The 26,862-nt window shown below is 74.3% G+C and carries 24 protein-coding genes, 2 tRNA genes and 1 pseudogene; 10 read left to right on the top strand and 17 right to left on the bottom strand.

Annotated elements, in window-relative coordinates; all coding sequences use genetic code 11:
* Positions 1–3: 3 nt before the first annotated feature.
* Positions 4–1,242 carry a M6 family metalloprotease domain-containing protein gene (locus AC0680_RS24200; protein ID WP_478632243.1) on the top strand — a complete coding sequence of 413 codons (1,239 nt, stop codon included), beginning with the start codon at positions 4–6 and terminating at the stop codon, positions 1,240–1,242.
* Positions 1,243–1,336: 94 nt separating this feature from the next.
* Here the strand turns inward: AC0680_RS24200 and AC0680_RS24205 are convergent.
* The 6 genes from AC0680_RS24205 to AC0680_RS24230 all read right to left on the bottom strand — a co-directional run bounded on the left by AC0680_RS24205 (position 1,337) and on the right by AC0680_RS24230 (position 7,021).
* A tRNA-Lys gene (locus tag AC0680_RS24205) sits at positions 1,337–1,410 on the bottom strand.
* Between the two features lie 56 nt (positions 1,411–1,466).
* Positions 1,467–2,075, bottom strand: a complete 609-nt coding sequence (locus tag AC0680_RS24210; protein ID WP_478632245.1) for a bifunctional DNA primase/polymerase — start codon at positions 2,073–2,075, stop codon at positions 1,467–1,469.
* 255 nt (positions 2,076–2,330) lie between these two features.
* Positions 2,331–2,657: a hypothetical protein gene (locus tag AC0680_RS24215; RefSeq protein WP_478632247.1), complete on the bottom strand. Its 327-nt coding sequence runs from the start codon at positions 2,655–2,657 to the stop codon at positions 2,331–2,333.
* 155 nt (positions 2,658–2,812) lie between these two features.
* Positions 2,813–4,177: an AAA domain-containing protein gene (locus AC0680_RS24220; RefSeq protein WP_478632250.1), complete on the bottom strand. Its 1,365-nt coding sequence runs from the start codon at positions 4,175–4,177 to the stop codon at positions 2,813–2,815.
* Positions 4,178–4,217: 40 nt separating this feature from the next.
* The gene (locus tag AC0680_RS24225) at positions 4,218–5,768 is read right to left on the bottom strand and encodes a hypothetical protein (protein ID WP_478632252.1); all 1,551 of its coding nucleotides are present in this window, start codon (positions 5,766–5,768) and stop codon (positions 4,218–4,220) included.
* Positions 5,759–7,021 carry a hypothetical protein gene (locus AC0680_RS24230; protein WP_478632254.1) on the bottom strand — a complete coding sequence of 421 codons (1,263 nt, stop codon included), beginning with the start codon at positions 7,019–7,021 and terminating at the stop codon, positions 5,759–5,761. The genes AC0680_RS24225 and AC0680_RS24230 overlap by 10 nt, the downstream gene beginning before the upstream one ends.
* 165 nt (positions 7,022–7,186) lie before the next feature.
* On the opposite strand from AC0680_RS24230, the gene AC0680_RS24235 reads away from it, so the two are divergent.
* Positions 7,187–7,780 (top strand): histidine phosphatase family protein, encoded by a 594-nt coding sequence (locus tag AC0680_RS24235; protein ID WP_478632256.1) that lies wholly within the window; start codon positions 7,187–7,189, stop codon positions 7,778–7,780.
* A gap of 16 nt (positions 7,781–7,796) precedes the next feature.
* Here AC0680_RS24235 and AC0680_RS24240 read toward each other — a convergent pair whose 3' ends face one another.
* The gene (locus AC0680_RS24240; protein WP_478632259.1) at positions 7,797–9,224 is read right to left on the bottom strand and encodes a tetratricopeptide repeat protein; all 1,428 of its coding nucleotides are present in this window, start codon (positions 9,222–9,224) and stop codon (positions 7,797–7,799) included.
* A gap of 213 nt (positions 9,225–9,437) precedes the next feature.
* On the opposite strand from AC0680_RS24240, the gene AC0680_RS24245 reads away from it, so the two are divergent.
* Positions 9,438–9,917: a hypothetical protein gene (locus AC0680_RS24245; RefSeq protein WP_478632261.1), complete on the top strand. Its 480-nt coding sequence runs from the start codon at positions 9,438–9,440 to the stop codon at positions 9,915–9,917.
* A 50-nt stretch (positions 9,918–9,967) separates the two neighbouring features.
* On the opposite strand, the gene AC0680_RS24250 is transcribed toward AC0680_RS24245, so the two are convergent.
* The 4 genes from AC0680_RS24250 to AC0680_RS24265 all read right to left on the bottom strand — a co-directional run bounded on the left by AC0680_RS24250 (position 9,968) and on the right by AC0680_RS24265 (position 15,605).
* On the bottom strand, positions 9,968–11,266 hold the full coding sequence (locus AC0680_RS24250) for an NAD(P)-binding domain-containing protein (RefSeq protein WP_478632330.1): 1,299 nt from the start codon (positions 11,264–11,266) through the stop codon (positions 9,968–9,970).
* Positions 11,267–11,344: 78 nt separating this feature from the next.
* Complete coding sequence (locus AC0680_RS24255) at positions 11,345–12,730, bottom strand: glycosyltransferase (protein WP_478632263.1); 1,386 nt, start codon at positions 12,728–12,730, stop codon at positions 11,345–11,347.
* A 91-nt stretch (positions 12,731–12,821) separates the two neighbouring features.
* On the bottom strand, positions 12,822–14,318 hold the full coding sequence (locus tag AC0680_RS24260; RefSeq protein ID WP_478632265.1) for a sugar transferase: 1,497 nt from the start codon (positions 14,316–14,318) through the stop codon (positions 12,822–12,824).
* Positions 14,319–14,522: 204 nt separating this feature from the next.
* Positions 14,523–15,605, bottom strand: a complete 1,083-nt coding sequence (locus AC0680_RS24265; protein WP_478632267.1) for a hypothetical protein — start codon at positions 15,603–15,605, stop codon at positions 14,523–14,525.
* A gap of 266 nt (positions 15,606–15,871) precedes the next feature.
* On the opposite strand from AC0680_RS24265, the gene AC0680_RS24270 reads away from it, so the two are divergent.
* Together AC0680_RS24270 and AC0680_RS24275 are read left to right on the top strand one after the other, a co-directional pair.
* On the top strand, positions 15,872–16,246 hold the full coding sequence (locus AC0680_RS24270; RefSeq protein ID WP_478632269.1) for a chaplin: 375 nt from the start codon (positions 15,872–15,874) through the stop codon (positions 16,244–16,246).
* 121 nt (positions 16,247–16,367) lie between these two features.
* Entirely contained in the window at positions 16,368–17,228 is an 861-nt protein-coding gene (locus tag AC0680_RS24275) for a spermidine synthase (protein WP_478632272.1), read from the top strand.
* A gap of 25 nt (positions 17,229–17,253) precedes the next feature.
* On the opposite strand, the gene AC0680_RS24280 is transcribed toward AC0680_RS24275, so the two are convergent.
* Entirely contained in the window at positions 17,254–17,817 is a 564-nt protein-coding gene (locus AC0680_RS24280; RefSeq protein ID WP_478632275.1) for a hypothetical protein, read from the bottom strand.
* Between the two features lie 118 nt (positions 17,818–17,935).
* On the opposite strand from AC0680_RS24280, the gene AC0680_RS24285 reads away from it, so the two are divergent.
* The 3 genes and pseudogenes from AC0680_RS24285 to AC0680_RS24295 form a co-directional block, all read left to right on the top strand.
* Positions 17,936–18,628, top strand: coding sequence for a response regulator transcription factor (locus AC0680_RS24285; RefSeq protein WP_384430946.1), 693 nt, complete (start codon positions 17,936–17,938; stop codon positions 18,626–18,628).
* A complete protein-coding gene (locus AC0680_RS24290) occupies positions 18,625–20,031 on the top strand; it encodes a sensor histidine kinase (protein WP_478632279.1) in 1,407 nt (468 codons plus the stop codon). Before AC0680_RS24285 ends, AC0680_RS24290 begins: the two co-directional genes overlap by 4 nt.
* A 331-nt stretch (positions 20,032–20,362) precedes the next feature.
* Positions 20,363–21,256 (top strand): annotated as a pseudogene (locus tag AC0680_RS24295) (chitinase); the annotation flags it as partial.
* A gap of 76 nt (positions 21,257–21,332) precedes the next feature.
* On the opposite strand, the gene AC0680_RS24300 reads toward AC0680_RS24295, so the two are convergent.
* Entirely contained in the window at positions 21,333–22,271 is a 939-nt protein-coding gene (locus AC0680_RS24300) for a helix-turn-helix transcriptional regulator (protein WP_478632280.1), read from the bottom strand.
* A 137-nt stretch (positions 22,272–22,408) separates the two neighbouring features.
* Between AC0680_RS24300 and AC0680_RS24305 the strand changes: the two genes are divergently transcribed.
* Positions 22,409–23,059: an NAD(P)-dependent oxidoreductase gene (locus tag AC0680_RS24305; protein ID WP_478632283.1), complete on the top strand. Its 651-nt coding sequence runs from the start codon at positions 22,409–22,411 to the stop codon at positions 23,057–23,059.
* Between the two features lie 84 nt (positions 23,060–23,143).
* Here the strand turns inward: AC0680_RS24305 and AC0680_RS24310 are convergent.
* The 4 genes from AC0680_RS24310 to AC0680_RS24325 all read right to left on the bottom strand — a co-directional run bounded on the left by AC0680_RS24310 (position 23,144) and on the right by AC0680_RS24325 (position 25,922).
* Positions 23,144–23,219 (bottom strand) — tRNA-His (locus AC0680_RS24310).
* A 159-nt stretch (positions 23,220–23,378) separates the two neighbouring features.
* Positions 23,379–24,014: an oligoribonuclease gene (orn, locus tag AC0680_RS24315; RefSeq protein ID WP_384430957.1), complete on the bottom strand. Its 636-nt coding sequence runs from the start codon at positions 24,012–24,014 to the stop codon at positions 23,379–23,381.
* Positions 24,015–24,019: 5 nt separating this feature from the next.
* The gene (locus tag AC0680_RS24320; protein WP_384430960.1) at positions 24,020–25,300 is read right to left on the bottom strand and encodes a GlxA family transcriptional regulator; all 1,281 of its coding nucleotides are present in this window, start codon (positions 25,298–25,300) and stop codon (positions 24,020–24,022) included.
* Between the two features lie 349 nt (positions 25,301–25,649).
* A complete protein-coding gene (locus AC0680_RS24325) occupies positions 25,650–25,922 on the bottom strand; it encodes a hypothetical protein (RefSeq protein ID WP_478632286.1) in 273 nt (90 codons plus the stop codon).
* Between the two features lie 400 nt (positions 25,923–26,322).
* Here AC0680_RS24325 and AC0680_RS24330 point away from each other — a divergent pair, with 400 nt between their 5' ends.
* A complete protein-coding gene (locus AC0680_RS24330) occupies positions 26,323–26,844 on the top strand; it encodes a universal stress protein (protein ID WP_384430966.1) in 522 nt (173 codons plus the stop codon).
* Positions 26,845–26,862: the final 18 nt, after the last annotated feature.

Here is a 26,862-nt window from a genome sequence, read left to right on the forward strand (position 1 = left end):
TATGTGCCGCGCGCCCTGACGCCCGACGGGGCGGACCACCGCCTGCGGCGCGTGGCGGCCGTCATCACGTCCTTGAGCGCACTGATCGCCACCTCCGTCGTCGCCGGACCCGCCACCGCCTCCGAGGCCGCCCTGGCGTGTGCGCTGGGCCGCTCCGACGCGCACCACTCCGAGGGCGTGGACAGCTGGAACGGCTCCTACACGCGCCCGGACCGCCCGCTCAGCGCCGTCATGATCTACCTCTCCTTCCCGGACTCCCGGCCCGCCGCCGCCCCGCGGGCGCTCTCGCGCGACTACTTCCCCGCCACCTCCGCCTTCTTCGCGCGCGCCTCCTACGGGAAGTTCCGGCTGCGCGCGCATGTGCACCCCGCCTGGGTGAAGATGCCGCGCTCGTCGGACGCGTACGGGATACGGCGCGACTGGGACTCCGCCCGGCGCGCGTCCTATCTGCGCGACGCGGTCGCCGCCGCGGATCCGTCGGTGGACTTCAGCCGCTACGACATGGTCTATTTCGTCGCCGATCCGGACGCTCCCGGCGTCGATTCGGACGCCACCAAGGTCGTCAACCTCGATCAGCCGATGCATGCCGACGACCGTGACCTGCATCGATTCGTCACCGTCTTCGAGCAGAGCCCGCCGGACCGCAATGTCCTCGCCCACGAGACCGGTCACGTCTTCGACCTGCCGGACCTTTACCACCGTCCGCGGGACGGCAAGGGTGACTGGGACACCTATGTGGGTGACTGGGACCTCATGGGCAGCCAGTTCGGGCTGGCCCCCGACCCCTTCGCCTGGCACAAGTGGAAGCTCGGCTGGATCGCCGACAACCAGGTCGACTGCGCCGGTCTCGCCGGCCCCACCATGCATTCGCTGCGGACCCTGTCCGCCCCCAGGGAGCCCCGCAGCCAGCGCCGGCCGCGGCTGCTGGTGGTGCGTACGGGGGAGGACAGCGCGCTGGTGATCGAGGCACGCGGTGCCGTGGGCAACGACCGCGGCGTGTGCACCGAGGGCGTCCTGGTCTACCGCGTGCGCAGCGAGACCCCCTCCGGGGCGGGGCCCGTCCAGGTCCTCGACGGGCACCCCGGCACCTCCGCCTGCTGGGGCACGTCCGTCTACCCGCCGCTCGCGGACGCGCCGCTGGGCGTGGGGGAGAGCATGGACGCCGCCGAGGACGGCGTGCGCATCCAGGTCGCGGGGCGGTCGAGCGACGGGGACTGGGCGGTCAAGATCGGGCGCGGCTGAGGCCCGCGGTGGTGGCGCACGAGCGGTGGCGCACCAGGCGGCGTGCCGGCACACGACGAAGGCCCCCACCGGAGTGAGGGCCTTCGACTGTCTGTGCGCCGCCAGGGACTCGAACCCCGGACCCGCTGATTAAGAGTCAGCTGCTCTAACCAACTGAGCTAGCGGCGCCTGCTGACGGGGAAAACATTAGCATCATGGTCGGGGAGGACAAAAATCGGTTTCCCTCAGCCCGGCATCAGGGCCGAAACGGGGTGCTGAGCTGCGGCTTCCCGCTCCGCCCCGGCGGTCGCGCGGGCGGCGCGGACACAGGCCCACAGCAGGACGTCGGGCCCGGGGAGCCAGGGATCGCGGGTGTCGGGGGCGACCAGCCAGCGGGAGGCGGCGGGGCCGGCGGGGTCCTGCGGAACGCCGGCCGGGCCGGTGCGGGGGTGCAGCGGCGGGATGGTCACCGCGTCGCCGCTGCCGTGGCACAGCAGCGGCGGGACGGCGGCGGACCACTCCTCCCAGACGAGCAGGGCGGGCAGCCGCTGGGCCGTGCCGGGCGCGGCGAAGAGCAGGATCCGGCCGCGGTGCGCCGCGACCGGCCCCGAGCCGGGGCCGTCGGACCATAAGCGGTCCACCATGCGCCGCCCGAAGAGCGCCGGAGCGTTGATCACGTCGAAGGCGGTGCCGCACGGCAGCGCGCTGGGCGCGGTCGGCTGCAGCGCCCACAGCGCGTGCATCTCGTCCGGACGGGGGCTGGCGGAGGCGAGCCACTCGGCGCCCGCGAGCGTGACGTATGCGGTGGTGGGGAAGTCCAGGGTGCGGGGAGTCTCGGGCAGCCAGTCACTCATGCCGAAACCTCGCTTCGCTCGGCCTCGCATTCGCGACGCGCGCACCTTTTCACGATTCGCTCCCTGCGCTCACTCATGGGGACAGGTCTACCGATACGACGCGTACGGCCTTGGCTGATTGGCGGAAATCAGGACGGGGCGGTACGCGACCGGGTATCTTGCCCCCTCGCATATGCCAGCGGCTCATGGTCACGGACCATGAGCCGCACAGAGGGGTGGGAGGGTGTGCGCGCCGTCCGGCGCGACCTGGTGTGCTCAGGCCATGTCGCCCGGCAGGGTGCTGCCGCTGCGCATCAGGCTGCGGCCGAACTCGACCATCTTGCGGGCGTAGTCCTCGGTCCACTCCGCCTGCTCGGCCAGCACGGCCAGCGGCAGCCGGTCGAACCTGCTGGGGTCGGACAGCTGGGCGGCGGCCAGCGCCTGGAACTCCGTGGCGCGGTCGGCCGCGGCGCGGAAGGCCAGGGTCAGCTCCGTGGCGCGGCTGAGCAGCTCGCGCGGGTCCTCCATCGACTCCAGATCGAAGAAGTGCTCGGGGTCGGCGGTGGCCTCCGGGGGCTCGAAGAGCAGTTGCGCGGGCCTCATGCGCCGGGGCCCCGGCGCCGTACCACGTGGGTCGGGAGCCGGTCGCGGCTCGGACATGTACCTACCTCCAGATCGTGTGCCGCATTCCATTGTCCCGCCCCGCGCAAGGGGGCCGGAAGCCGTGGGCCCCTGGGGCCCGACCCATCGGACAGGCCCTAAGGACGCCAGGCGACGCGATGTTCGTCCAGATGTGCCAGCACGGAGTGGTGGGCCTCCCAGCCGTCCGGGAACTTGACCGTGACGCCCAGGCTGACCGGCTCGGTCGAGGGGTGCTCGTCCAGGAGGTCGGTGACGCCGGCGCGGCAGACGACGATGCAGGCGTGGCGGTGCCGCGAGGCGAGCACGCACAGCCGGCCGGTCTCCAGATGGAAGGCGGTGGCGTCGGGGCGGCCGGAGAGCGGATGGAGGACGACCGTGACGTCGAATTCGCGGCCCTGGAGGCGGTTGGCGGTGTCCACCGTGACCTCGGCGACGCCCAGGCCCGCGAGCGCGGCGCGGACGGCCGCGGCCTGGTCGCGGTGCGCGGTGCCGACCGCGATCCGGTCCGCCGTGAGCGGCGCCGGATCGGCCGAGAGCTCGCTGGTCGCCGCGCCGCCGCGGTCCAGCAGCCGGCGCACCACCAGGGCCACCGCACGCACCGCCTCGGGGTCCGTGCGCGGCGTATGGCGGGCGGGCAGCTCCAGCAGGCCCCAGCCGGACTCGGCGGCCTCGTCCAGGACGCGGTCCACGCCCGAGCCGTCGCCCGGCACGCCGAACGCCAGCCGGCGGTCGCCGTGGCCGGTGCCGCTGCGGAACGGGGTGTAGGGGTAGAACGCGGCGGAGACCAGTGGCGCGGCCGAGGCGGGCAGGCGCCAGGAGACGGGCAGGCGGTGCTGTGGCAGGCCGGGGTTGTGGGCCAGGAGGGTGGCGACCGCGCTGGACGAGGGGTCGTAGGCGAGCCCGGCCCACTGCTCGGCCCCCACGACGCTGAAGGGGTCCAGCTGCCCGGGGTCGCCGACGAACAGCGCCCGCTCGAAGAGCCCGGCCACGCTCAGCAGCGCGTCCGACCGCATCTGGTAGGCCTCGTCCACGATGGCGTGCCGCCAGGGCTCGGCGACCTTGGTGTAGGCCCACTTCGCGGCCGTCGAGACGACGATGTCCATCCCGGCCAGATCGGCGACCTTCGCGGACGTACGGACCGCCGGCAGCTCGGCCAGCGCCGGGTCGAACGCGCCGGGCTCGCTGCTGTGCAGCCGGCCGACCGGCAGCTCGGGGTCCTTGGCGGCCAGTCGCAGGACCAGGTCGTCGACCTGGGCGTTGGTCTGCGCCACGACCATCAGCGGGCGCCCGGCGGCGGCCAGTTCGCGGGCCGCGCGGACCACCAGGGTGGACTTCCCGGCACCGGGAGGGGAGTCGACGACCACGCCGCGTCCGGGGCCGTGCAGCGTGTCGTGCAGGATCGCGTCGGTGGCCGCGGCGGCCGCGGCGCCGGGGTCGAAGGCGGACCGGGCGGTGGCGGAAGGGTCCTGGCCGGCCGTCATACGGCGGTGTGCTCCGGGTCGGTCCAGCAGCGGGCGCGCATCACAGGAAGTCCTCCGGTGTCACGGGGTCGGGGGTCTCGTTCGGCGCGTCCCCGGCGGCGGGTGGCGGGCCGCCGTGCGTCCAGGGCGTGTCCTCGGGGTCCGGCAGCTCCGGGCCGCCGCGCGGGGCGTGTTCGAACAGCGTCCAGCACACCGTGTCGTCCGGCTCCGGTAGGGAACCGGGCTCCGGTGTCCTGCCGCGCCCCATGCCGCCCGTCAGCCGCACCACCAGCCTGCCCGGCCCGCAGTCCGCATACGCCACGAACTCGGCGGGCTGGGTCCTTCCGTCCGCCAGGGCGCGGTGGAGCCTGGTGCCCCGGGACAGCTGCGGGAGGTCGGCCGTCTCCAGGGTGACCAGCGGGCGCGGCATCGGGCGCCGGCCCTCCGACATCGCCATCTCGACCGCGGTGACCGTGCCCTCGAACGCCTCGCCGGCCAGCCGGCGCCCCGCCATCACCAGCGGGTCGTCCAGGGCTTCCTGGGCGTCCAGTTGAGCCTGCGCGGTCTCCCGCGCGGACAGCTTCTGCGCGGCGGTGACCGCGTCGTCCCGCTTGGGCTGCGGCGGCTCCCCGGCGCGCACCCGGTCGCGGTGCGCCGTGTACGACCAGCGGTCGCGCTTCCAGCGGTCGGCGACACGGGCGCCCTCCGGGAGCGCGCGCAGCAGGTCGACACCGTGCCACACGGCGTCCCAGGCCGGCCGCAACTGGCTTGCCACCAGGGCCCGGAGCGCGTCCTCGGCGCCCGGCAGCCCGGCGTCGTAACGGGCCGTCGCGGGGGCGAGCAGCCGGTTGTCGAACGCCGGGTCCGTGGCCGGGCCGGCCGGCGGGCACAGCAGCTGCCCGTCCGCGTCCCGCGCCGACTCCGCGCGCTCGGCCGCCTCCTGGCCCGACATGCCGTGCGGAGGGTCGATCCAGGAGAGCAGCGCGCCCAGATGCTGGTCCTCCAGCGCGCTCTGGCCGCTCACCCAATGGCGGGTCAGCAGGCCCGTCATGGACTGCAGGAGGCCGGATCCGGGGACCCTGGCCCGCTCGCCGAAGTGCGTCAGCCAGCGGCCCAGCAACGGGACGTGCGGCGGCGCGGGATACGGCGCCTCCGGCTCCTGCTCGGCCGTCCGCCGAAAGCGCATCGAACGGCCCAGCAGCCGGACGTAGTCGATGCCGGCGGCGCTCGGAACGATCAACTGCGGTGCGTCCGCGCACAGTTCGACCTGCACCGGGACCTTCTTGCCGGTCTCCGGGTCGGTCTCCTTGCGCTCCTCCCACTCGACGGCGTCCGCGAAGCCGTCCACGTAGGGCAGCATCGCATCGGCCAGCTCGGCCAGGAACGCGAAGCGCAGATCGCGGTCGCGCGGCTGCGGGACGACCAGCAGCGCGGGCTTGTCGCGGTCCGTGCCGACCAGCGCGCCCAGGGGAGCGCCGGCCTCGCCGGCGGTCGTCAACGGGACGAGGACCAGCGGCCGTTCGGACAGATGGCGGTGGCGGACCGTGCACCGCGGCTGGGCGCGGCCGGCCGCCACCGCCTCCATCCGGGCCAGCGTCTCGATCATCGACATACCGGCTCCGATGCCCGCGAAGCCGCGCCGGCCAGCGCCTGGGCGCGCAGTGCGGCCGCCCGGCGCAGGGCGAGGACCGCCGGGTCGTCCGAGGCGCCGGGGTCCGTCGTGGCGGCCGCGGCCAGCACCTCCTCGACCGTGCCCAGCCCGCCCAGCTCGCCCCGTACGCCGCGCCCCAGGGCCTCCACCGCGCCCTCCTGGCGCGACCGCTTGCGGCAGTGGAAGGCCAGCTCGCAGGCGGCCAGGCACTCGGGGGCGTAGGCCGCGCCGACCGCCTCCACGGCCTCGGCCAGTTCCTCGGGCGGGCGGGTCGGGGTCCGGCCGTCGTCCGCGAGCCGGAGGTCGAACGTCGTGCCCTGCGGGAGGGACGCGGCGATCTCCTCGACCCGGGTGAGGCGGGTCAGCTGCCGCCGGGTCGTGGCCAGCTGCTTGCGGACGTCGACGGCGGCGGCCGCGGGGAGGTTGGAGAAGTCCTTCGGGCACACCAGCAGCACCCGGTCGCTCACCCGCACCGCGCGGCCCGTATGCGCGGCGGCATGCCCGGCGACCTGTTCCAGGGCGAGCACATAGACCGCCGCCTGGCGGGCCGCGGCCCCCACCTTGGCGGCGTCGGCCGAACCGTCGATCATCGGGAAGGACTTGATCTCGACGACCGTCCAGCCGCCGTCCGGATGCACCACCACCGCGTCCGGCTCCACATAGGCCGGCGAGCCGGCCACCTCCAGGACCAGCATCGGGTGGTCCAGCAGCGCCCAGCCGCCGGCCGCGGTCGCCTCGCGCAGCGCCAGCGCCGTACGCGCCGCCCGACCCTCGGGCCCGGCCGCGGACAGATCGGGGGCGGCGATCTCCTCGGGCCCGGGCGGCGGGGTACCGGGCGCGAGCCGCTCGTGCAGCAGCCGCAGCAGCTCCGTGCCGCCGTCGGCCTTCACCCGGGCCTCGAACGCGTTGCCCCGGATGAGCGCGAACTGGGACTGGCCGTGCGTCGCGGGCGAGCCCAGCGCCTGGGCCAGCGCACCCTTGTCGATGCCCGCGCCGTCCAGCAGCGCGCGGCGCCGGCAGCCCGGGTTGGCGGCCAGCGCGGCGAGCGCGCGGGCGTCCAGCGAGCGGGGGCGTACGCCGGGGCCGCGCAGCTCGGTGAGCCTGGCCCGGCCCACGCCGGGTGGGGGCGCCGCCGGCCGCGGGCCCGGCGCCGGCGCCTGCCGCCCCGCTCCAGGGGCGGCCGACGCGGGTCGGCTGTCGCGGAAGGTGTTCACCCGCCGAAGTCTCGCATCCCGCACTGACACCCCACCGGCCCGTCCGCGATCCGGCCCCTCCCCGCCCGCGGACAAAACGCCCCCGTGCGCGAGAATGGGAGTCCCGCGGTCAACGTTGCCCGCACCGAGCAACGACCAGCCGAGCGATCGGCGAGAGGTACGACCATGGCAGCGCGCATATTCCTGGCCAGGCACGGGCAGACCGAGTGGTCCCTTTCCGGCAGGCACACCGGCCGTACGGACATCCCGCTGCTGGACGAGGGGCGGCGCGGCGCCAAGCTCCTGGGCGAGCGGCTGCACCACGCCCCCTGGGACGGCCTGCCGGGCGTCGAGGTCCGCACCAGCCCCCTGGTGCGCGCGAAGGAGACCTGCGAGCTGGCCGGCTTCGGCGACCGGGCGCAGGAGTGGGACGCGCTGATGGAGTTCGACTACGGCGCGTACGAGGGCCTGACCCCGCACGAGATCAAGGCCCGGCGGCCGGGCTGGCTGATCTGGCGCGACGGGGTCCCCGAGGGCGAGACGCTCGCCGAGGTGTCCGCGCGGGCGGACGAGGTCGTCGACTGGGCGCGGTCGGCCGACCGCGACGTGCTGGTCTTCGCGCACGGCCACATCCTGCGCGTCCTGGGCGCCCGCTGGCTGGGCCTGGACATCTCCTTCGCCGCCCGCATCCGGCTGGAGCCGACGTCCCTGTCGGTGCTCGGCTGGGCCTACGGGGAGCCGGCGATCGAGCGCTGGAACGACACCGGACACCTGGGCTGAGCGGCCCCGCCGCCGGTCAGCCGCCCGCGGAGGCCGCGACCGAGGCCGCGTGCCACTCCAGGAACGCGGCGACCGGCGCGATCCCGCGGTGCGGCCGCAGCGTACGGGCCGTGCGGTCGAGCATCGTACGGATCCGCGCCGAGTGGACCTGCTCCAGCAGCGCCAGCACCCGGGTACCGGCCGCGGCGGCCTCCTCGGGCGCCCCGCTGTCGGCGAGGTCGCCCGCCAGCTCCGCGGTGAACAGGGCGATGTTGCGGGTGAAGTGCGGATCCTGCAGGGCGACCGCGCGCTGCGCGTACTCCGCCGCGCGCTGCGCGTCGCCCAGCGCCGACCAGCACTGCGCCTCCAGGCCCGCCAGTTCCGCCTCGCCGTAGAACGTCATCCACTCCGGGTCGCCGTCCCGCTGCCCGGCCGCGAACAGCCGCTCCGCCCGGCCTAGCGCCTGCTCGCAGCCGGCGCGGTCGGCCAGCCCCGCCCAGCCGCCCGCCTCCCGCAGCGCCAGCAGGGACAGCAGCCGCGGCGAGGCCAGCCGCTTGGCGGCCTGCTGTGCGGCCTGCGCGGCGCGCACCGCCTCGCGCGGCCGGCCGGCGTCCCGGGCGAGGAAGGCCGTGTTGCAGAAGGCGTGCGCCTCCAGGGCGGCGTCGCCGCAGACCCGGGCGGTGGCCAGGGCCTCCGCGTAGTGTGAGCGGGCGTCGTCGAAACGGCCCGAGTCGTGCGCCAACCAGCCGACGGTGATGGCGAGTTCGCCCGCCCCGGAGTGCAGCCGGTCGGACACCTTGCGGTGCTGGACGTCTGCGTCCAGCAACTCGTAGGCGGCGCGCAGCGGCTGGGTGGCGCGGCGGTAGATGCCCTCCGCGCCGTGCCGGTCGTCCAGCAGCCGGATGTGGCGCACGGCCTGCTCGACGGCGGTGGCCTCGGCCGCGCCGGCCCGGCCGCCGACCGGGGTGCGCGGCGGCGGTACATGGGCGGACGCGGCGGTGGCAGCGGCTTCGACGGGGTGCAGGGCGGCGAAGCCCAGGGCTGCCGCCGGGCCGCCGGTGATGAACGCGCGACGCAGCACGTCGCTCTCCTCGCAGATCTGGATACAGGTATCGCGGTGGTCGGTGTCGGTTGCCAGGGGCACGGCGCTGACCGCCGCCGTACGCGCCCCCCGTCCGCGTACCGCCTCGCGAGGCGCGAAACCCATGTCGGGCAGCGTCAGCCCGGGGAACATGTGCCGAAACACCCGCTCGTAGGCGTAGTTCGGACACCGGATCTCCCCGGACTCGACGCGGCCCACATAGCGGGCGTCGCACGAGACCTGCTCACCGATCTCACGGGCGGCCCGTCGGACCGCCGCCGCGAACTCGCCTGGTGACAGCCGGCCGCGCAGCTGCCGGAATGCGGTGTTCGGGCGAGCGGGTACGGTGCGGGACGACGCTGAACGTGTTGCTGGCGACGCCATGGCGGACCCTCTCCGTGCCATCTTGTGGCGATGCCGCCTCCTGGCGGTGCGGCGGGACGACCGTACCGGCTGGCAGGGCGCCGATACACACACTTTGGCTACAAATCGGATATCTCGCGCGTGATCTGCCATGAACTGCCATCCTTTGCAGCGTTACGCCGCCGTAGCTGTTGACGTGCCCGTCCGTTGAACTCGGTGTAAAGGGTGCGGCGCGTGCAGGAGGAGGGGTTCTCCGTGTGGGAGACCGGCGTGAGCAGGGGCGGCAACGGGTCCGCGGGCCAGGTCCGGGGCCGGCGCAAGCAGGTCGTCCCCGGCGGCACGGCCGCCGTACCGGTCCAGCCCTGTGACCTCGTCACGGTGCCCGCCCGGCAGGGGCTGGAGGCCGTCGACATCCTCCGGCTGCGCGACGGCGTCGGCCCCGTACTGCACGACGGCGCCTGCGACACCCTCGGCTTCCTGGTGCCCGCGGGCACGGCCGACGGCTGGGACGTGCCGGGCAGCGCGTGCACCCAGACCTACGGGCGGGCCGGCGTACCGGCCGCTGAGGGCGGCGCGGCGCAGCCGCCGGTGACCGGCACCGGCTGGCTGGTGTCACCGGAGGGCGCGGGCGCCGCCGCCACCGACCCGGCCGTGCTGCGCGCGGCGCTCGGCGAGGCGGCGCGCACGATCGAGGCCTGCGACCGCTGCCAGTGAGCGCCGGGCCGGTGGCGGGCCGGGCCGCTGGGCCGGGCCCGCTGGCCGGGTCAGTGCGCGGGCTCGCCGGCCGCCGCCTCCGGGGCCGGGCCGCTCGCGGCGGCCGGAGCACCGTCCCGTGCCGGGCGCGGGATGGTGGGGGCGCCCCGCCGGTCGCCCAGTCGCCGCTGTACACCGCGCAGCAGCCGCGCCGCGGTGAAGCCCGCCCCGTGCACGAGGTGCATCGACGGGCCGAACGACGGGGCGCTGAGCAGCCCCGCGAAGAACAGCCCGGGCCAGGACGATTCGAAGCCGGAGCTCAGCTCGGGCGCGCGGCTGCCGGCCACGGTCCGCAGGGTGGTGCGCACCCGGGGGTGGAGCAGGCGCAGCCGCCGGAGGTCGGGGGTGAATCCGGTCGCCGAGACCACATGGTGGGCGTCGACGGTCTCCGAGCCGCCATCCGTATGGGTGAGATGGAGCCGCACCCCGTCGCCGTGCGGGACCGCGGCCCGGACCCGGTGGCCGAGCCGGGCGGGCACCGCGGGCTCGAAGCGCCCCCGCAGCCACCAGGCGCCGGCCGGGGCCGGCCCGGTCTCGGCGATCCGGACCCGGCTCGCCGCGGGCAGCCGGCGCACCGCCCACGGCAGCCGCGCCCACACCCAGTTGGGCCAGCCGGTGCCGAGTCCGGAGCGCGGATCGCGCAGCGCGCGCAGCAGGCCGCGGTCCAGCGGCTGCGGCGGGCTGTTCCAGTTCAGCCGGTCCGCGCGGGCCACCAGCGTGGGCCGGGCGCCCTGTTCGGCCAGCAGGGCCGCGGTCTCCAGCGCGGACTGCCCGGAGCCGATCACCGCGACGTCCCGGCCGGCGAAGCGGCGCAGATCGCGGTGGTCGCTGCTGTGCGAGGCGAGTTCCGGGGGCAGTTCGAGCAGTGACCAGGGGCGGTGGGCGAACGGCACCATGCCGACGGCGAGCGCGACGGTCCGCGCCGCGATCAGCTCGCCGGTGTCGGTCTCGACCTGGAAGCCGTCCTCGCCGTCGGGGCGTACGGCGGTGACGGCGACCTCCTCGACCTGCGGCACCGCCCGCTCGCCGAACCACCTGCCGTAGGCGAGGTAGGTCTCCAGGGTCAGCGGGACGCCGTGCTCGGCGGTCAGGCCGTGGACGGCGCAGTACTCGGACAGGTTGTGGCGGCCGGACGGGGCGGAGAGGCTGGAGGACCAGGGCTCGGACTTGAGCAGCATGCCGTCGGGCATGTGCTCGCACCACGAGGCCATCGGCCGGCCCAGGACCCGCAGCCGCAGCCCGGCCGCCGCCGCGTGCGCGGCGATCGAGAGTCCGTAGGGGCCGGCGCCCACCACCACGAGGTCGTACATGGATGCTGCCTGCGCTTTCTCATCGGTCGGACTCATCGGTGCGGACTCAACGGTGCGGACGGCTCGCCGTGGCGCCACCTACCTGTTCGAGAGCGGGGACGGGGCGGGCGACCGGGACGGGTCCGGCAGCGGGACGACCGCGGAGGGGTGGGCCGGCGGCGCGGGGGCCGGCACGGGGCGGCGCCACCGGGGCGCGGCGGCGGTGGCCACCGCCTGCTCGTACACGCTCATCAGCGCCTCGGCGCTGCGCGCGATGTCATAGCGCCGCACCACCGGCGGTACCGGCAGCCGGCCCGGTTCGTGGCGCCGCAACTCCCTGAGCGCGGTGCCCAGTTCGTGGACGCCGGGGCTGAAGCGCCGGGCGCCGGGCGCCTGGTCCGCGGGCAGGTCCTCGACCGCCGGGCAGCTGCCGTAGAGCACATGCAGCCCGGACGCCAGCGCTTCCAGGACGGCCAGCCCGAACGCCTCGTCCGGGGACGGCGAGACGAAGACGTCGAGGGCGGAGAGCAGACCGGGGATGTCGGGCCGGCCGCCGGGCACGGCGCCCGGCGCGGCGGCCCGGACGCCCGCCGCGTAACCCATGGCGCTCGGTGGCGCCGCTTGGACGCTCGTCGCGTCACCGACGGCGCCTGGTGGCGCTGCTGGGACGCGCTCTGCGTCACCAACGGCGCGTGGTGGCGCCGCTTGGACGCTCGTCGCGTCACCAATGGCGCCCAGCAGGTGAATGCGATCCCCCGACCCGAACTGCTCCGCCGTCCGCCGCAGCGTCTCCCGCTCCGGTCCCTCGCCCGCCAGCAGCAGGTGGACGCCCGGGAGTTGGGTCACCGCCCGGACCAGGACGTCGAACCGCTTGCCGGGCACCAGCCGGCCGGCGCCGCCGACCACGAAGGCGTCCAGCGGCAGCCCGAGCCGGGTGCGGACCAGGGCGCGGGCGGCCGGGTCGAAGCCGAAGCGGTGCGCCTCGATGCCGCTGTGCACCACGTGGATGCGCCGCTCGGGCACGCCCCAGCGCAGCAGCCGGGCGGCGACCGTGTCCGAGACGGCGACCGTCGCCGCGCCCAGCCGCTCGGTGGCCCGGTAGAGCGCGCGGACGCCGCGGGTCAGCCGGCGGCCCTCGATGACCGCGTCGCCCAGGGAGTGCTCCGTTGCGACCACCGCCCGTACACCGGCCAGCCGGGCGGCGATCCGGCCGTAGACACACGCCCGGTAGAGGTGGGTGTGCACCAGGTCGTAGCCGCCGGCGCGGATCAGCGCGGCCAGGCGGGGGAGCACGGTCAGATCGCGGTCGCCGGTCATGCCGAGGTGGGTGACGGGGGTGCCGTCCGCCTCGATGCCGTCGGCGACCGGCCCCGGACCGGTCAGGGTGACGACCTCGCACTGGGCGGGCAGCCGGCGCAGCAGCAGCCGCAACTGCTGCTCGGCGCCGCCCATGTCGAGGCCCGTGATGACATGCAGAACCTTCACCGGGTGCCTCCAGGGGTGGGGGTAGCGGCCGGAGTGGTGGTCGCGTCGGTGGGCCGTGCGGCGAGCCGGCCGCCCGCCGCCGCGCCCGCGCTCATCTGCCCTCCAGCCGGAGCAGCGAGGCCGCGGTGCGCAGCAGGATCCGGATGTCCTGCCACAGCGACCAGCTGTCGATGTAGAGGTTGTCGAACCGGGCCCGGTCCTCGGCCGAGGCGTCCCGGCCGAGCCCGTGGACCCGGGCGAGTCCGGTGATGCCCGCCGGCATCCGGTGCCGGGCGGCGTACTCCGGGCAGTGCCGGGTCGACCGCCGGACCCGGCAGGGCGGCTCCGGGCTCGGCCCGACCAGGCTCATCTCGCCGCGCAGGACGTTCCACAGCTGCGGCAGCGCGTCCAGCGAGGTGCGCCGCAGCAGCCGCCCGACCCGGCTCGCCGGGGCGTCGTCCGCCGCGTAAGGGGGTGCCGTCGCCCCGTGCCCGTCGCCGCGGCGCAGGGTGCGGAACGTCAGCCGGGTGAAGGTGTCGCCGCCGCGGCCGGTGCACTCCTGCCGCAGGAGCACACCGGGCCCGTCGGCGAGCCGTAGCGCCAGCGCGCAGCCCAGCAGCACCGGCGCCAGGGCCGCCAGCGCGGGCGCGGCCAGCGAGAGGTCCAGCGCCCGCTTGCCCCAACTGCCGTGCCGGGGCGGGGCGGTGTCCAGCGGCCGGCAGGCGAAGCCCCACAGGTTCTCGGTCTCCCGATGGGGCGGCCGGCCCTCGCGGGCGGCCGCGGCGCCGGCCAGCCAGATCGCCGAACCCTGGTCGACGAAGCTGCGCAGCAGCGCGGCGGTGTGCGCGTCGGCGTACGGCGGCAGGGTGAACACCACATCCCGCACGGTGTGCTGGACGACGGCCCGGGCGATGTCCTGGGGGGAGCGGAGCCGCGGCGGCGCGGTCCGGCTCGCGGCGTCCTCGGGGGGGCCGGGCGGCACCGGCGCCGGCGGGACCACGCCCACCGGGCGCATCCCGTACTCGGGGTGGGCGGCGAGCACCGCGGCCAGCTGCCGGGCGGCCGGGTCGGCGCCGACGATCAGCGCGGCGCGCGGCCGGCGGCGGGCGAGGTTGCGGCGCGCCCGGTAGACCGCGGCCCGGCCGCCGCACACCAGCACGCCGTGCGCGGACACGGCGAGCACCAGCAGCGCGGGCGACAGCGCCCGGTCGGGGCGTACGGCGGCGAGCACCGCGGCCGTCGCGCACCAGCAGACGGCGCCCCGGCCCAGCAGCGCCGGCAGATCGCCCAGCGCGGTCGGCGCGGGGCCGGGACGGTAGAGCCCGGCCCGGGTGTGGAGCAGCAGCAGTCCCAGCAGCGCGGCGGCGGGCAGCGCCGGCGGCGCGTCGGGGCCGAGGACGAGGAGCGCGGCGCCCGCGGCGGCCAGGCAGTCGGCGGCCATCAGCGGGGCGACGGTGCGCCGCAGCAGGCCGCGGCCGGGCCGGGGCGGCGGCAGGGTCGCCCGGCCCGGCCCGCGCGGCGGACCGACCGCGACGGCCGGCGGGCGGGGCACCGCCGACGGGGGCCGGACCCGGGCGGAACGGGGTGCGTCGGTGCTCTCCGTCGTCATCGCCCGATCCGCCTCCCGCGCTTCGGGCACGGCGCCCCGGGCAGCCGGCGGTACCTGTGGAGCACCGCGGGCCTCTCCCGCCACGGCACGTCTTGGGCCGGCACGCACTGCTCCCCTGACTCCGAGCTGACAGAACTCTCAGCGGACTCTCTACGGACTGCGGGTCTTTCGGCGGTCTTCGCGGACAATTCCGGGGCGCGTGGCTCAGTGCTCGGCGTCGGCCTGGAAGAAGAACGCGCCGAGCAGATATCCGGGATCGCGCGTGGTGAAGCGGAAAGTGAGCCGATCGCCGCCGTACCGCAGTGCGGGCTTCAGGTCGAATACATCGGAATCGATTCCGAAGGTATTGCGGTAGGCGGGTTTCCGGGCGGTCTCCCGGCCGAAATCGGTGATCGTCGAATTCATCACATCATTCGCCGGATTGGCGGTGTCCCCCAGCGCGTACGGGCGGCGCCGCCCGCTTTGGACGCTGAGTCCGTCCGTTCCCACGCCCCGCTTCGCGCCGTAGGCCACCGTCCCCAGCCGGCCGCCCGCGTTCGCCGGGATCCGCAGCCCCGCCGGCCGCACCGACAGCGTGCGGCCCTGCGCACCCAGCGGCTCGAAGCCGTCCCACAACGCGATGCTGCGCAGCGGCAGTTCGGCGTTCTCGTACGCGACCACCAGCGTCCAGCCGCCCCAGGCGCCGGCCGTGGACCGGCCCGTCGCGACGTTGATCCGGCCCACCGTGTAGCCGCCCGGACCGCTCCTGCGCACCAGATCGGTGACGTCCGCGGACGCCTGGAAGCCGTCGGCGGCGGCGAGTGCGGTGCGGCGGCCGGTCACGGAGTCGGCGCGCACCTCCTGGTAGCGGCCGCCGGGCCCGGCGATCAGCACCCGGCCGTTGTCCTCGGCCGCCTTGCGCCCGCCGGCCCGCAGGTTGCCGCCCCAGTACAGCCGGGCGTAGCTGACCCGGGAGCCGGCCGGGAGCCGCAGGTCCGCCGCGCTGGAGTTGGCGGTGCCGCGGTCGGAGTCGACGTCGACGTACGCCAGCCGGTGGTGGCCGCCGGCGCCGCCCTGCCGTTCGGCCGCGCAGGCCGCCGCCGCGCGGCGGTCCGTCCCGCCGCAGGTGACCGCGGAGTTGGCGGCGCGTGCGATACCGCCGTGCTGGGTCGCATGGAACCGTTCGGCGAAGGGAATGCGGGCGGATTCCCCGGGAGCCGGCGCGGCCGCCGAAGCCGGGGCGGCCGACAATGCCAAGGAAGCCAGCGCGCACACGCCGCGCCCGGTGCGGTCCATCGACTTCCGCATGTCGTCCTCTCCGACTTCTATCAGTCAAACAGGAGAGCACTCTGACAGAAATCATGTTGGAAACCGCGACAGGCACGCCGGATACCCCGCGGGGATCCCGATCGGCACAATGGCGGATTTCGCCGGCGGGGCGGCTTGCTGCCAGAAGGGCTAATGATTACTGCCAGAAGGACCAATGATTTCCCGTAAGGGGGAATGCCCGCATCCCTGCTTCATTCGGCTCGTTGTGACCGGGTGCCCCATTCGCGAACTGAAAGGAGAATGGGATGAAGCGGTTCGTCCAGTCCGTCGCGACGGCTGCGGCCGGCTGCGCCCTGGTGGTCAGTGGCGCAGGCATCGCGTCTGCCGGTGGCGGTGTCCCCCAGCAGGGTGGTCACGAGCGTGCCGGTGACGTTCAGTACATCCAGCAGAGCTACGGCGGCCACAAGAAGCGCAAGCACCACCACGGCCACCACCGTGCTGGGAACGTCGCCGTGGCCAAGGGCTACGCCAAGGGTTCCCCGGGCTTCCTGAGCGGCAACGTGATCCAGGTACCGATCAACATCCCGATCAACGCCTGCGGCAACAGCCTCAACATCCTTGCGCTGCTGAACCCGGCGTTCGGGAACCGCTGCGTCAACGGCAGCATCGGAGGCAAGTAGTGCATTCGGCGGACCGCCCGGCCTCGCGGTCGCGGGGGGTCCGCCGCTCTGCCGTCCCCGTACCGCCGCACCGCCCTGACCAGGGGGTAGGGCATGCGGGACGACAGTCATACTGGAGGGCATGGCAAGGAGCAGGCGCGGGCGCGGCGGAGCGGAGCCGGTCACGGAACCGGTGGACGGCGGGCTCGCGGAGCTGCGGCCCGACCGGGACCGGCCGCGCGGCTGGACGCTGCTGCTCGACGGCGCCCCGCAGTCGCATGTCGACCTCGACGACCCGGCCTTCCTCGACTTCCCCTACCAGCGCCGGCTCGGGCACATCGCCGATCTCGCCGGGCCGCCCGGCGCCCCGCTGCGCGTCGTCCACCTCGGTGGGGGCGCGCTGACCCTGGCCCGCTACATAGCCGCGACCCGGCCCCGCTCCACCCAGCAGGTGGTGGAGATCGACGCGCCACTGGTCCAGTTCGTCCGCCGGCAGCTGCCGTGGGACAGCGGCTGGCGGATCCGGGTGCGCGGTGGCGACGCCCGCGCGGGCCTGGCGAAGATCCCCGACGGCTGGGCCGACCTGATCATCGCCGATGTCTTCGGCCGGGCACGCACGCCCGCGCATCTGACCAGCACCGAGTTCGTGGCCGAGGTCCGCCGGGCGCTGCGGCCCGGCGGGTACTACGCGGCCAACCTCGCGGACGGGCCGCCGCTGCGTTTTCTGCGCGGTCAGATAGCCACCGTCGCCGCCGCGTTCACCGAACTCTGCCTGACCGCCGACCCGGCCGTACTGCGCGGCAAGCGCTTCGGCAACGCCGTCCTGCTGGCCTGCGACACCGCGCTCCCGCTCGCCGAACTGACCCGCCGCGCGGCAACCGACCCCCAGTCCGGGCGGGTCGAACACGGCCGCGCGCTGGCGGACTTCACCGGCGGCGCGGCCCCGGTCACCGACGCCACGGCCGTCGCGTCCCCGGCCCCGCCGGCGAGGACCTTCGACTGACCCGGCGCACCGGCGCCGGCCCGGCTCAGGTCGCCTGGTTGCTGATCTGCACCGCCGGCGGATGCCCGTTCCAGGTGCAGAACACCGACGTATGCGCGCCGGCGCCCGTGAAGTCGACGCGGATCCACTGCTGCTGCTTCCAGACCTGCATCTCCCAGCCCGAGTTCGGGGTCGCCGACACCAACTCGGCCGAGGAGCCGGCCACGCTGAAGACGACCCGGCCGCCCGCCGTGGAGTAGCTCTTGATCTCGCCGCGGGACGGATACCCGGAACCGCCCGGCGGTACGGCGGACCGGCCCGGCCGGGTCGCGCCGGTGGGCGAGGGCGTGGCCGGTTTCGACGACTTGCCGTCGGCGGGTGCGGGGCCGCGTCCCGCCGAGGCGGACGGTTTGGGGCGGTGGGTCGAGGAGACCCGCGGCGTCGCGCCGCCGTCCGCCCCCGAGGAGGCCACCTGGTCGGAAAGGGGCAGCGCGCGGGGGGCGTCGTACGCCGTGCCGGACAGCACGGTGTGCACACCGAACCACGACAGGGTGACCGCGGCGCCGGTCGCCAGCGTCCAGGCCGCCGCGTGAACCAGTCCTCGTTGCATTTGGCTCATACTGCACCACCGGCCCGCCCCGTTGCAGCCGGTCCGCGCGGGCGGAAGACACCGTTCCGGCGTCAACCTCGGGTAAGGGGACTGGCCCGAATGGCGTACGGTGCCGCCCATGGCACGTGTGCTCGTGGTCGAGGACGACCAGTTCGTCCGCTCGGCCCTCATCCGGCATCTGACCGAGGCCGCCCACACGGTGCGCAGCGTCGGGACCGCACTGGAGGCGCTGCGCGAGGTGGCGCAGGTCGGCTTCGACGTGGTCATCCTCGACCTCGGCCTGCCCGACCTGGACGGGGGCGAGGCGCTGAAGATGCTGCGCGGCATCACCGACGTCCCGGTGATCATCGCCACCGCCCGAGACGACGAGGCCGAGATCGTCCGGCTGCTGAACGACGGCGCCGACGACTACCTCACCAAACCGTTCTCCGTCGAGCACCTCTCGGCCCGGATGTCCGCCGTGCTGCGCCGCTCGCGGGCGGGCGCGGCCGGCGCGGAACCGCCCTCACGAGTGATCCGGGTCGGCGGCCTGGCCATCGACCCGCTGCGCCGGCAGGCCGAACTCGACGGCGTCGCGCTCGACCTGACCCGCCGGGAGTTCGACCTGCTGGCCTTCCTCGCCGGGCGCCCCGGTGTCGTCGTCCCGCGCAAGGAGCTGCTCGCCGAGGTCTGGCAGCAGTCCTACGGCGACGACCAGACCATCGACGTCCATCTGTCCTGGCTCCGCCGCAAGCTGGGCGAAACCGCGGCACGGCCCCGGTATCTGCACACCCTGCGGGGTGTGGGGGTGAAGTTGGAGCCGCCGCAGTGAGATGGGCCCTGGTCAAGGTGGCACTGGCGGTCACCACGATGGTCGTGGTCGCCTTCGCCGTCCCCCTCGGACTGGTCGTCAAGGAGCTGGCCCGCGACCGCGCCTACTCCAACGCCGAACGGCAGGCCGCGACCATCGGCCCGGTCCTCGCCATCACCACCGACCGCGTCCAGCTGGAGCGGGCGGTCGCCAGCGCCGAGACCGGGCCGGGCGGCCGGATAGGCGTCCACGTCCCGGCGGCCGGCAAGAACGGCGCACCCGCCGAGATCGGTTCCCGGCGGGCCGCCCCCGCCGATGTCGCGGCCGCCGTCCGGCTCGGCCGGGCCTCCATCGCACCGGTCCCCGGCGGCTCCGCGCTCCTGCAGCCGACCGCCGTCGCCTCCGGCATCGCGGTCGTGGAGGTCTTCGTCCCCGATGCCGCGCTCACCAACGGTGTCACCACCTCCTGGGCGGTGCTGGCCGGCGTCGGCCTCGCGCTGGTCATCGGCTCGGTGGCGGTGGCCGACCGGCTCGGCACCCGCATGGTGCGGCCCGCCGAGCGGCTCGCGGGCGCCGCCCTCGACCTCGGCAAGGGCAGGCTCGGCGTACGCGTCCCGGAGGACGGCCCCAAGGAACTGCGGTCCGCGGCCAGCGCCTTCAACTCCATGGCCGACCAGGTCGTCCAACTGCTCGCCAACGAACGCGAACTGGCCGCCGACCTCTCGCACCGGCTGCGCACCCCGCTGACCGTCCTGCGGCTCAACACCGCCTCGCTCGGCGACACCCCGGCCGCCGAGCAGACCCGGGCCGCCGTCGAGCAGCTGGAGCGCGAGGTCGACCAGATCATCCGCACCGCACGCGAGCAGAAGGCGCAGACCCGGCAGGCGGCGGCCGCGGCCGGCTGCGACGCGGCAGAGGTGATCCGCGAGCGGATGGACTTCTGGTCGGCGCTGGCCGAGGACGAGGGCCGTACCGTGCGCGTCGCCGGCGCGGAGAACCCCGTACGCATCCCGGTCGCCCGCCCCGAACTCGCCGCCGCCCTGGACGCGATGCTCGGCAACGTCTTCCGGCACACCCCCGAGGGCACCGCCTTCGCGGTCGATGTGCACAACGCCGAGGAGGCCGTGATCGTGCTGGTCTCGGACGCCGGTCCCGGCATCGCCGACCCCGACGCGGCGCTGCGCCGCGGCCACGGCGGGGGAGGGGACGGCTCGACCGGCCTGGGCCTGGACATCGTGCGCCGGCTGGCCGAATCCACCGGCGGCGATGTGCGCCTGGGGCGCTCGGTCCTCGGCGGCACCGAGGTACGGGTCTGGCTGGCGCTGGACGGCGGCCGCGACCGGCACGGTGTACGCCGCGGCCACCGGCTGCGCCGCACGCTCGGCGGCCGGGGACGGCGGGGGGCAGTCCGGGCCGGCTCCTGAGCGATCGGGCACGCGGCATAGGCCGGTGGTCTTAACCACCCCCTTCCGCTCCCTTAAGGCAGCCATAATTCCGCCAACCGCCGTGTGGATACCGGCATTTGTCCGTTTCGCTGCCGCTAGCGTGCGGGACGCACCACGGTGCACCCCAGCCCCCCACGTGACGACAGGCAGGCACCAGATGACCCCCTCGGCACACCGCCGGCGCAAGAGTCGTACCACCCAGCTGATCGTGACCGGCGCGGCCGTGGCCGTCGCGGCCGGCGGCGCCTTCGCCGTCGCCGGCTCCGCCATGGCCGGCAAGGCGCCCCGGACCCCCGGCGCCGCCAAGGCCGCGGCCGGCTTCGCCCCGTACGTCGACACCTCCCTCAGCCCCGCCTACGACCTGACCGCCACCGCCGAGAAGACCGGCGTGAAGAACTTCCACCTCGCCTTCGTCACCTCCGGCGGCGGCTGCACTCCCAAGTGGGGCGGCTCGGGCGAGCTCGGCGACAACCCGGTGGCCCGGCAGATACCCCGGCTGCGCAAGGCGGGCGGCGACGTGCGGGTCTCCTTCGGCGGCGCCAACGGCTCCGAACTCGGCGTGGCCTGCGGCTCGGCGGACGAGCTGGCCGCCGCGTACGGCAAGGTCATCGACCAGTTCGAGCTCACCAAGGTCGACTTCGACATCGAGGGCGGTGCGCTGCCGAACACCGCCGCCAACACCCGCCGCGCCCAGGCCATCACCCAGCTCCAGAAGAAGCACCCCGGTCTGGATGTCTCCTTCACCCTCCCGGTCATGCCCGAGGGCCTGACCCAGGACGGGGTGAACCTGGTCGCCGACGCCAAGAAGAACGGCGTCAAGGTCTCCGCCGTCAACATCATGGCGATGGACTACGGCCCCGCCTACGACGGCGACATGGGCACCTACGCCACCCAGGCCGCCACCGCCACCCAGGGTCAGATCAAAAAGGCCCTCGGGCTGAGCGACGCGGCCGCCTGGAAGGCCGTCGCCGTGACGCCCATGATCGGCGTCAACGACGTCCAGAAGGAGGTCTTCAAGGTCGAGGACGCCACCCAGCTGGTGAAGTTCGCCAAGGACAAGCACCTGGGCTGGCTGTCGATGTGGTCCTCGACCCGCGACAAGGCCTGCGAGGGCGGCTCCTCCCCGTCCGCGCAGCCGACCTGCAGCTCCATCGAGCAGGGCCCGCTGGACTTCACCAAGGCCTTCGGCGCCCACACCGGCTGATACAAGGTCCCACCCCCACCGGAGGTCCGGCCCGTCGTCCCGGACCACCGTCCCCCGGGGCGCGTCCGCACGCGCCCTAGGCGGGGCGCGGCGGCCCACCCCCCACCCGCTGCGCCCCGCCCCGCACCGCCACCCGGAAGGCGATCGGGGTGCTGCCGGTCTGCCGCTGGAAGAACTTGCTGAAGTTGGTGGCGTCGGCGAAGCCCAGCCGGTCCGCGATCCGGGCCGCCGACTGGTCGCCGTGCGCCAGCAGCCGCTTGGCCTCCAGCGCCACCCTGCGGTCGATGAACTCCTTCGCGCCGGTGCCCGCGGCGGCCTCGGTGGCCCGCGAGAGGGTGCGCGGCGCGTACCCCAGCGCGCGGGCGTAGTCGGCCACCCGGCGGCTGCGGGTGAAGCCCCGCTCCACCGCGTCCCTGAAGCGCAGATACGTCTCGCTCGCCTCGCAGCCGGCGGCCTCGCCGTCGGCGGGCCCGCCCGCGTGGGAGACCCGCAGCACCAGTACGGCCAGCAGGTGCCGCAGCACCTCCAGGTGGATCTCCAGCGGCAGTCCGCCCAGCGCCCCGAACTCCTGGTGCAGCTGGCGCATCGCCTCCTCCACCCGGCGCGCCGCCGCGCCCCGCGGATGCCGTACGGGCGGCCCGTACCAGTCCTCGATCCGGGCCGCGGCCGCGGTCGCCGGATCCAGGAAGCCGGCCTCGAAGAGCACCAGCCGCCCCTCCGCACCGGTCAGATCACCAAAGTGCTGGACCTGCCCGGGACGCGACCACAGCAGATCGCCCGGGGCGAGCGGATGCTCCCGGAAGTCGACGCTGTGCACCAGCCGGCCGCTGTCCAGGGTCAGCAGATGGTGGAAGCCGGGGCGGTGCGGGGTGGCCAGCTGGCAGGCGTCCGCGCGCTCGCGCAGCTCGGCGAGCGTCATCACCTCCAGGCCCGCGGGCCGCCCGGCCGGCGCGGCGAACGCGACCTCCCGGATCTCCGGAACGGGCTCCGGCTCCTGCTGTCGCTTTTTGACCATCACTGGTCCCTTCGCCACCCCGAAATGTCCCGCTACCAGCTCTAGCGTAGAAGACATCAGCGAGTCCGCTGACCGAAAACGTCAGTCCGCAGCACCGGCCACGCCGACCACCGGACACAGCACAGCTGGGAGTCACCATGTCCACGATCGCCCTCTTCGGAGCCAACGGCACCATCGGAAGCCGCATCCTCCACGAGGCCCTCCAGCGCGGTCACCAGGTCACCGCGGTCGTCCGCGACCCCGCGAAGATCACCACGACCCATCCCAACCTGACCGTGATCACCGGCGACATCCTGGACCCGGCCTCGGTCGCCGCGGTGGCCAAGGGCCGGGACGTGCTCGTCAGTGCGGTCGGCGGCGGCGACGGACCGGGCCATATCGCCACCATCGAGCCCGCCGCCGAGTCCCTCGTCGCCGGTCTGCGCACCCTCGGCGACGCCGCGCCCCGGCTGATCGCGGTCGGCGGCGCCGGCTCGCTGCGCACTCCGGACGGCAAGCAGGTCTGGGACGCGGAGGGCCTGCCCGAGTTCCTGCTGCAGATCATGCACGCCCACGGCGACGCGCTGGACTTCTACCGCACCGTCTCCGACGTGCGCTGGACCAACCTCAGCCCGGCCGCCACCATCGCGCCCGGCGAGCGCACCGGCGGCTACCGCACCGCCACCGACGACCTGGTCACCGCTGCCGACGGCAGCAGCCGGATCTCCACCGAGGACTACGCCGTCGCCGTCCTCGACGAGATCGAGCGCCCCCGGCACATCGGCGAGCGCTTCACCGTCGGCTACTGATCCGCGCCGCCCGGCCCCGCGCCGCCCCGCCGGACGCAGCACATAACGTTCAAGGCCCCCGACCTGAGGTCGGGGGCCTTGACATGGGGTGAGTAACGGGACTTGAACCCGCGACATCCTGGACCACAACCAGGTGCTCTACCAGCTGAGCTATACCCACCATGACCGGTGCTGTGTGGTTCCTTTTCCCCACCGGCTGAGAAAAAGTGTACAGGGTCCGGAGGGGTGCTCGCGCCCAGGTTTTCCACCTGCCGGGCGCGGGCGTGTCTTTCGGGTCACGGCAGGTCAGGCCGTGACCCGAAAGACAGCCCCGGCCGCCTTACGGCGACGGTGCGGACTGCGGCGCCGGCTGCGGTTCGGCCGGCAGGACGTGCTTGGCGGCGATGGCCTTCGCGGTGTCCGAGTCGGGGCCGGGCTGCGGCACGAACACCGCCTCCCGGTAGTAGCGCAGCTCCGCGATGGATTCACGGATGTCCGCCAGTGCCCGGTGGTTGCCGTTCTTGTCCGGACTGTTGAAGTAGGCCCGAGGGAACCAGCGCCGGGCCAGCTCCTTCACGGACGACACATCGACGATCCGGTAGTGGAGGTAGCTCTCCAGCGTCGGCATGTCGCGCAGCAGGAAGCCACGGTCGGTGCCGACGGAGTTGCCGCACAGCGGCGCCTTCCCCGGCTCCGGCACATGCTCCTTGATGTAAGCGAGCACCTGCGCCTCGGCCGCCTCCAGCGTCGTTCCGCCGTCCAGCTCCGCCAGCAGCCCGGAGGCGGTGTGCATCTGGCGCACCACCTCCGGCATGGTGCTCAGCGCCTCGGCCGGGGGGCGGATCACCACATCCACCCCGTCGCCCAGCACATTCAGCTCCGAGTCGGTGACCAGCGCGGCCACCTCGATGAGCGCGTCATTCGCCAGCGAGAGTCCGGTCATCTCGCAGTCGATCCACACCATGCGATCGTTCATACATCTCACCCTACGGGGCGCTCGCGCTGTCCGGGGAGCACGGGGCGCCCCACTCCGCGGCCGACCGGGGTCTCCGCCAGCCGGGAGGCATACGCATCCGACTGGGGTTTGCCCGCATCGCCCGCTTCCGCCGTCGCCAGGCCGTGGCCGGCCAGTGCGGCGGCGGAGAACCGCTCCGCGCCGCCCGCCCCCAGCGCCGCCCGCTCGCGCTCGGGCCGCTCGGCCCGCTCCGGTCTGAGCGCGGGCTCGGGTGCCCCGTTCTGCGGCCGGCGCGCACGGTAGGCCGCGCGGTAGGCCGCGGGCGAGGCACCCAGCTGCCGCCGGAAGTGGCCGCGCAGGGCGACCGGCGAGCGGAACCCGCAGCGCCCGGCGACCTCGTCCACCGAATAGTCGGAGGTCTCCAGCAGCCGCTGGGCCTGCAGCACCCGCTGGGTGATCAGCCACTGCAGGGGAGCGCTGCCCGTCAGGGAGCGGAAGCGCCGGTCGAAGGTGCGCCGGCTCATGTACGCGCGCGCGGCGAGGGTCTCCACGTCGAACTGCTCGTGGAGGTGCTCCAGCGCCCAGGCGACGACCTCCGCGAGCGGGTCGGCGCCGATCTCTTCTGGTAATGACCTGTCCAGGTAGCGCTGGTGCCCCATGTCGGAGGCGGTCCGGCGGGGCGGCACGACGAGCCGGCGGGCCAGCGCGTTCGCGGCGTCCGCGCCGTGGTCGGTGCGCACGATGTGCAGGCACAGGTCGATGCCCGCCGCGGTCCCCGCGGAGGTGAGCACGTCGCCGTCGTCGACGAAGAGCTCGCGGGGGTCGACATGGACGGACGGATAACGCTTGGCGAGCGTCGGCGCGTACATCCAATGGGTCGTGGCCGGTCGGCCGTCGAGAAGTCCGGCCGCGGCGAGGACGAAGGCCCCCGTGCACAGCCCGACGATTCTGGCCCCCTCTTCATGCGCCCGGCGCAGCGCGTCGAGCGCGGCGGGCGGCGGGGCCTGTGTGATGGAACGCCAGGCCGGTACGACGACGGTCCCGGCACGGGAGATCGCCTCCAGCCCGTAGGGCGCGGATAGTTCTAGCCCCCCGGTCGTGCGCAAAGGCGCATCTTCGCCCGCGCACACAAGTAGCCGGTACCTCGGAACGCCGGCGTCCTGTCGGTCGATGCCGAAGACCGAGAGCGGAATGGAGCTCTCGAAAATAGGTCCGCCGCTGAAGAGGAGCACCGCGACTATTTCGCGGCGTCGTCGGGCGGCGAGCTTGCGTGCGGCATCTGGTACGGCAGCGGAGTCCTGGCTCATGGCACTTAAGCCCCCCTCGGTCGTCTCGCCCTCTCGGTCCTGCACAGTTCCCCCGCCGTAACTACCAAGATCGAATCTACTGTGTTCCGTGAGGATGGAGTGCCAAGTTCACCACCCACTGGTATGTCGATATGGCAACTTGGCGCGAAGCATTCGATCACGAAGCGTTCCACTCGTCGGGCCTGCATGGGAAGTACGCGTCTCGGCTCTGCCCGTTCGCAGTAGGACACAACCATGCCCAGCGGTCCTTTCCTCCCTGCTCACACCAGGGTTGAGGGGGGTCCGGGGCAAGGTGGGGGACCCGGCCGGAAGTTGGCTGAAAACGGTCGCGCGCAGACTTGCGAGCGCCTCAATCGACCGGCGTACGCCCTTCGGAATGGCGTCCGCCCTTGCGCCCCGCTACCCCTGAACGCCCCCTTTTGTCCCGGTGGCGTCCGGTGTCATGGGTGCGCTCCCGGGTCGCGGTCCGTTCGGATCGCCGCAGCAGCGCGCGGCAGGCGCAGGTCAGCGCCGCGAGGCCGGCGGCGGTGCCGGCCGCGCAGGCCCAGGAGGCGCCGCTGGCGATCAGGACGAGGGGCACCAGGGCGCATCCGAACGCGCCCCAGCGCACGACATCGCTCACTGGGTCGGGTGATCTGTCCGGCCGCGACGGCATCTCGTACTCCCCTCGGACGGGCTGCTACTACAACGCCGCCGACGATCATGGGTCACCGCGAGGGGGTACGTACGGGGGCAGGCCGGGGCATTGCCTTCCGCGCCACGCTCCGGCATGCTCCGGGGAACGTTCGAGGCCCCGCCCCGCCCCGCACGGGCGCCCGGCGCCCACAGCGGGCTCTGGGCAGCGGGGGAGTGGAGCCGTACTCTTGGGGTATCGACTTGGAAAGATGATTCCCAGTCGTATTGTTCCTCATTGAACTATGGCTCCCGCGCCTCGATAGAGCCAGCTCAGTCAACTGCCGGATCAAGTCAATCGCCGTTCCCCGTTCGCCCCTCCGCAAGAGGACGCCTTCGCCGAGACACCCATGGCCGGTCACGAATTCCCCGAACCCGCGGACCGCAAGCAGGTCGCCGAACCGACGGCGGACCTGGAAGCGGCGGAAGAGCCACGACACTCCTGCGACCCCGTGTTCCGGCACGGCGTCGTGGTCGGCTTCGACGGTTCCATGTCGAGCGAGCGAGCGTTGGCGTATGCAATCGGTATCGCACGGCGTCACAGCGCCGGGCTGATCATCGTCCATGTGGCCAACCGGCTGCCCACGACGGTCTGGGCGGGCTGCGAGCCCCCGGTCTTCGTGGACGTGCCGGACCACCGCACCGAAGTGCTCGGCCTGGAGCTCGCCTGCGCCGACCACCTCAGCGAGGTGCCCTGGATCCTCGTCGAGCGCGGCGGCGACATCTGCCATGAGCTGGAGGAGGTCGGCCGGGAGTACGAGGCCGACGCGATCGTGGTCGGCTCCACGCACGGCATCGTCGGCCGGATCTTCGGCTCGGTCGCCGGCCGGCTGGCCCGCCGGGCGCAGCGCCCGGTGATCGTGATTCCCTGACCCGCGCCGGCGGCTTCG

Source organism: Streptomyces sp. NPDC043738, from assembly GCF_056436545.1.

Bases quoted from the DNA above. Each gene is read 5' to 3' on its own strand.
- AC0680_RS24300 (WP_478632280.1), bottom strand. From the start codon at position 22,271: ATGGTCAAAAAGCGACAGCAGGAGCCGGAGCCCGTTCCGGAGATCCGG.
- AC0680_RS24225 (WP_478632252.1), bottom strand. From the start codon at position 5,768: ATGTCGATGATCGAGACGCTGGCCCGGATGGAGGCGGTGGCGGCCGGC.
- AC0680_RS24330 (WP_384430966.1), top strand. From the start codon at position 26,323: ATGGCCGGTCACGAATTCCCCGAACCCGCGGACCGCAAGCAGGTCGCC.
- AC0680_RS24215 (WP_478632247.1), bottom strand. From the start codon at position 2,657: ATGAGGCCCGCGCAACTGCTCTTCGAGCCCCCGGAGGCCACCGCCGAC.
- AC0680_RS24280 (WP_478632275.1), bottom strand. From the start codon at position 17,817: ATGCAACGAGGACTGGTTCACGCGGCGGCCTGGACGCTGGCGACCGGC.
- AC0680_RS24220 (WP_478632250.1), bottom strand. From the start codon at position 4,177: ATGACGGCCGGCCAGGACCCTTCCGCCACCGCCCGGTCCGCCTTCGAC.
- AC0680_RS24305 (WP_478632283.1), top strand. From the start codon at position 22,409: ATGTCCACGATCGCCCTCTTCGGAGCCAACGGCACCATCGGAAGCCGC.
- AC0680_RS24320 (WP_384430960.1), bottom strand. From the start codon at position 25,300: ATGAGCCAGGACTCCGCTGCCGTACCAGATGCCGCACGCAAGCTCGCC.
- orn (WP_384430957.1), bottom strand. From the start codon at position 24,014: ATGAACGATCGCATGGTGTGGATCGACTGCGAGATGACCGGACTCTCG.
- AC0680_RS24240 (WP_478632259.1), bottom strand. From the start codon at position 9,224: ATGGCGTCGCCAGCAACACGTTCAGCGTCGTCCCGCACCGTACCCGCT.
- AC0680_RS24270 (WP_478632269.1), top strand. From the start codon at position 15,872: ATGAAGCGGTTCGTCCAGTCCGTCGCGACGGCTGCGGCCGGCTGCGCC.
- AC0680_RS24265 (WP_478632267.1), bottom strand. From the start codon at position 15,605: ATGCGGAAGTCGATGGACCGCACCGGGCGCGGCGTGTGCGCGCTGGCT.
- AC0680_RS24260 (WP_478632265.1), bottom strand. From the start codon at position 14,318: ATGACGACGGAGAGCACCGACGCACCCCGTTCCGCCCGGGTCCGGCCC.
- AC0680_RS24235 (WP_478632256.1), top strand. From the start codon at position 7,187: ATGGCAGCGCGCATATTCCTGGCCAGGCACGGGCAGACCGAGTGGTCC.
- AC0680_RS24210 (WP_478632245.1), bottom strand. From the start codon at position 2,075: ATGAGTGACTGGCTGCCCGAGACTCCCCGCACCCTGGACTTCCCCACC.
- AC0680_RS24285 (WP_384430946.1), top strand. From the start codon at position 17,936: ATGGCACGTGTGCTCGTGGTCGAGGACGACCAGTTCGTCCGCTCGGCC.
- AC0680_RS24275 (WP_478632272.1), top strand. From the start codon at position 16,368: ATGGCAAGGAGCAGGCGCGGGCGCGGCGGAGCGGAGCCGGTCACGGAA.
- AC0680_RS24250 (WP_478632330.1), bottom strand. From the start codon at position 11,266: ATGTACGACCTCGTGGTGGTGGGCGCCGGCCCCTACGGACTCTCGATC.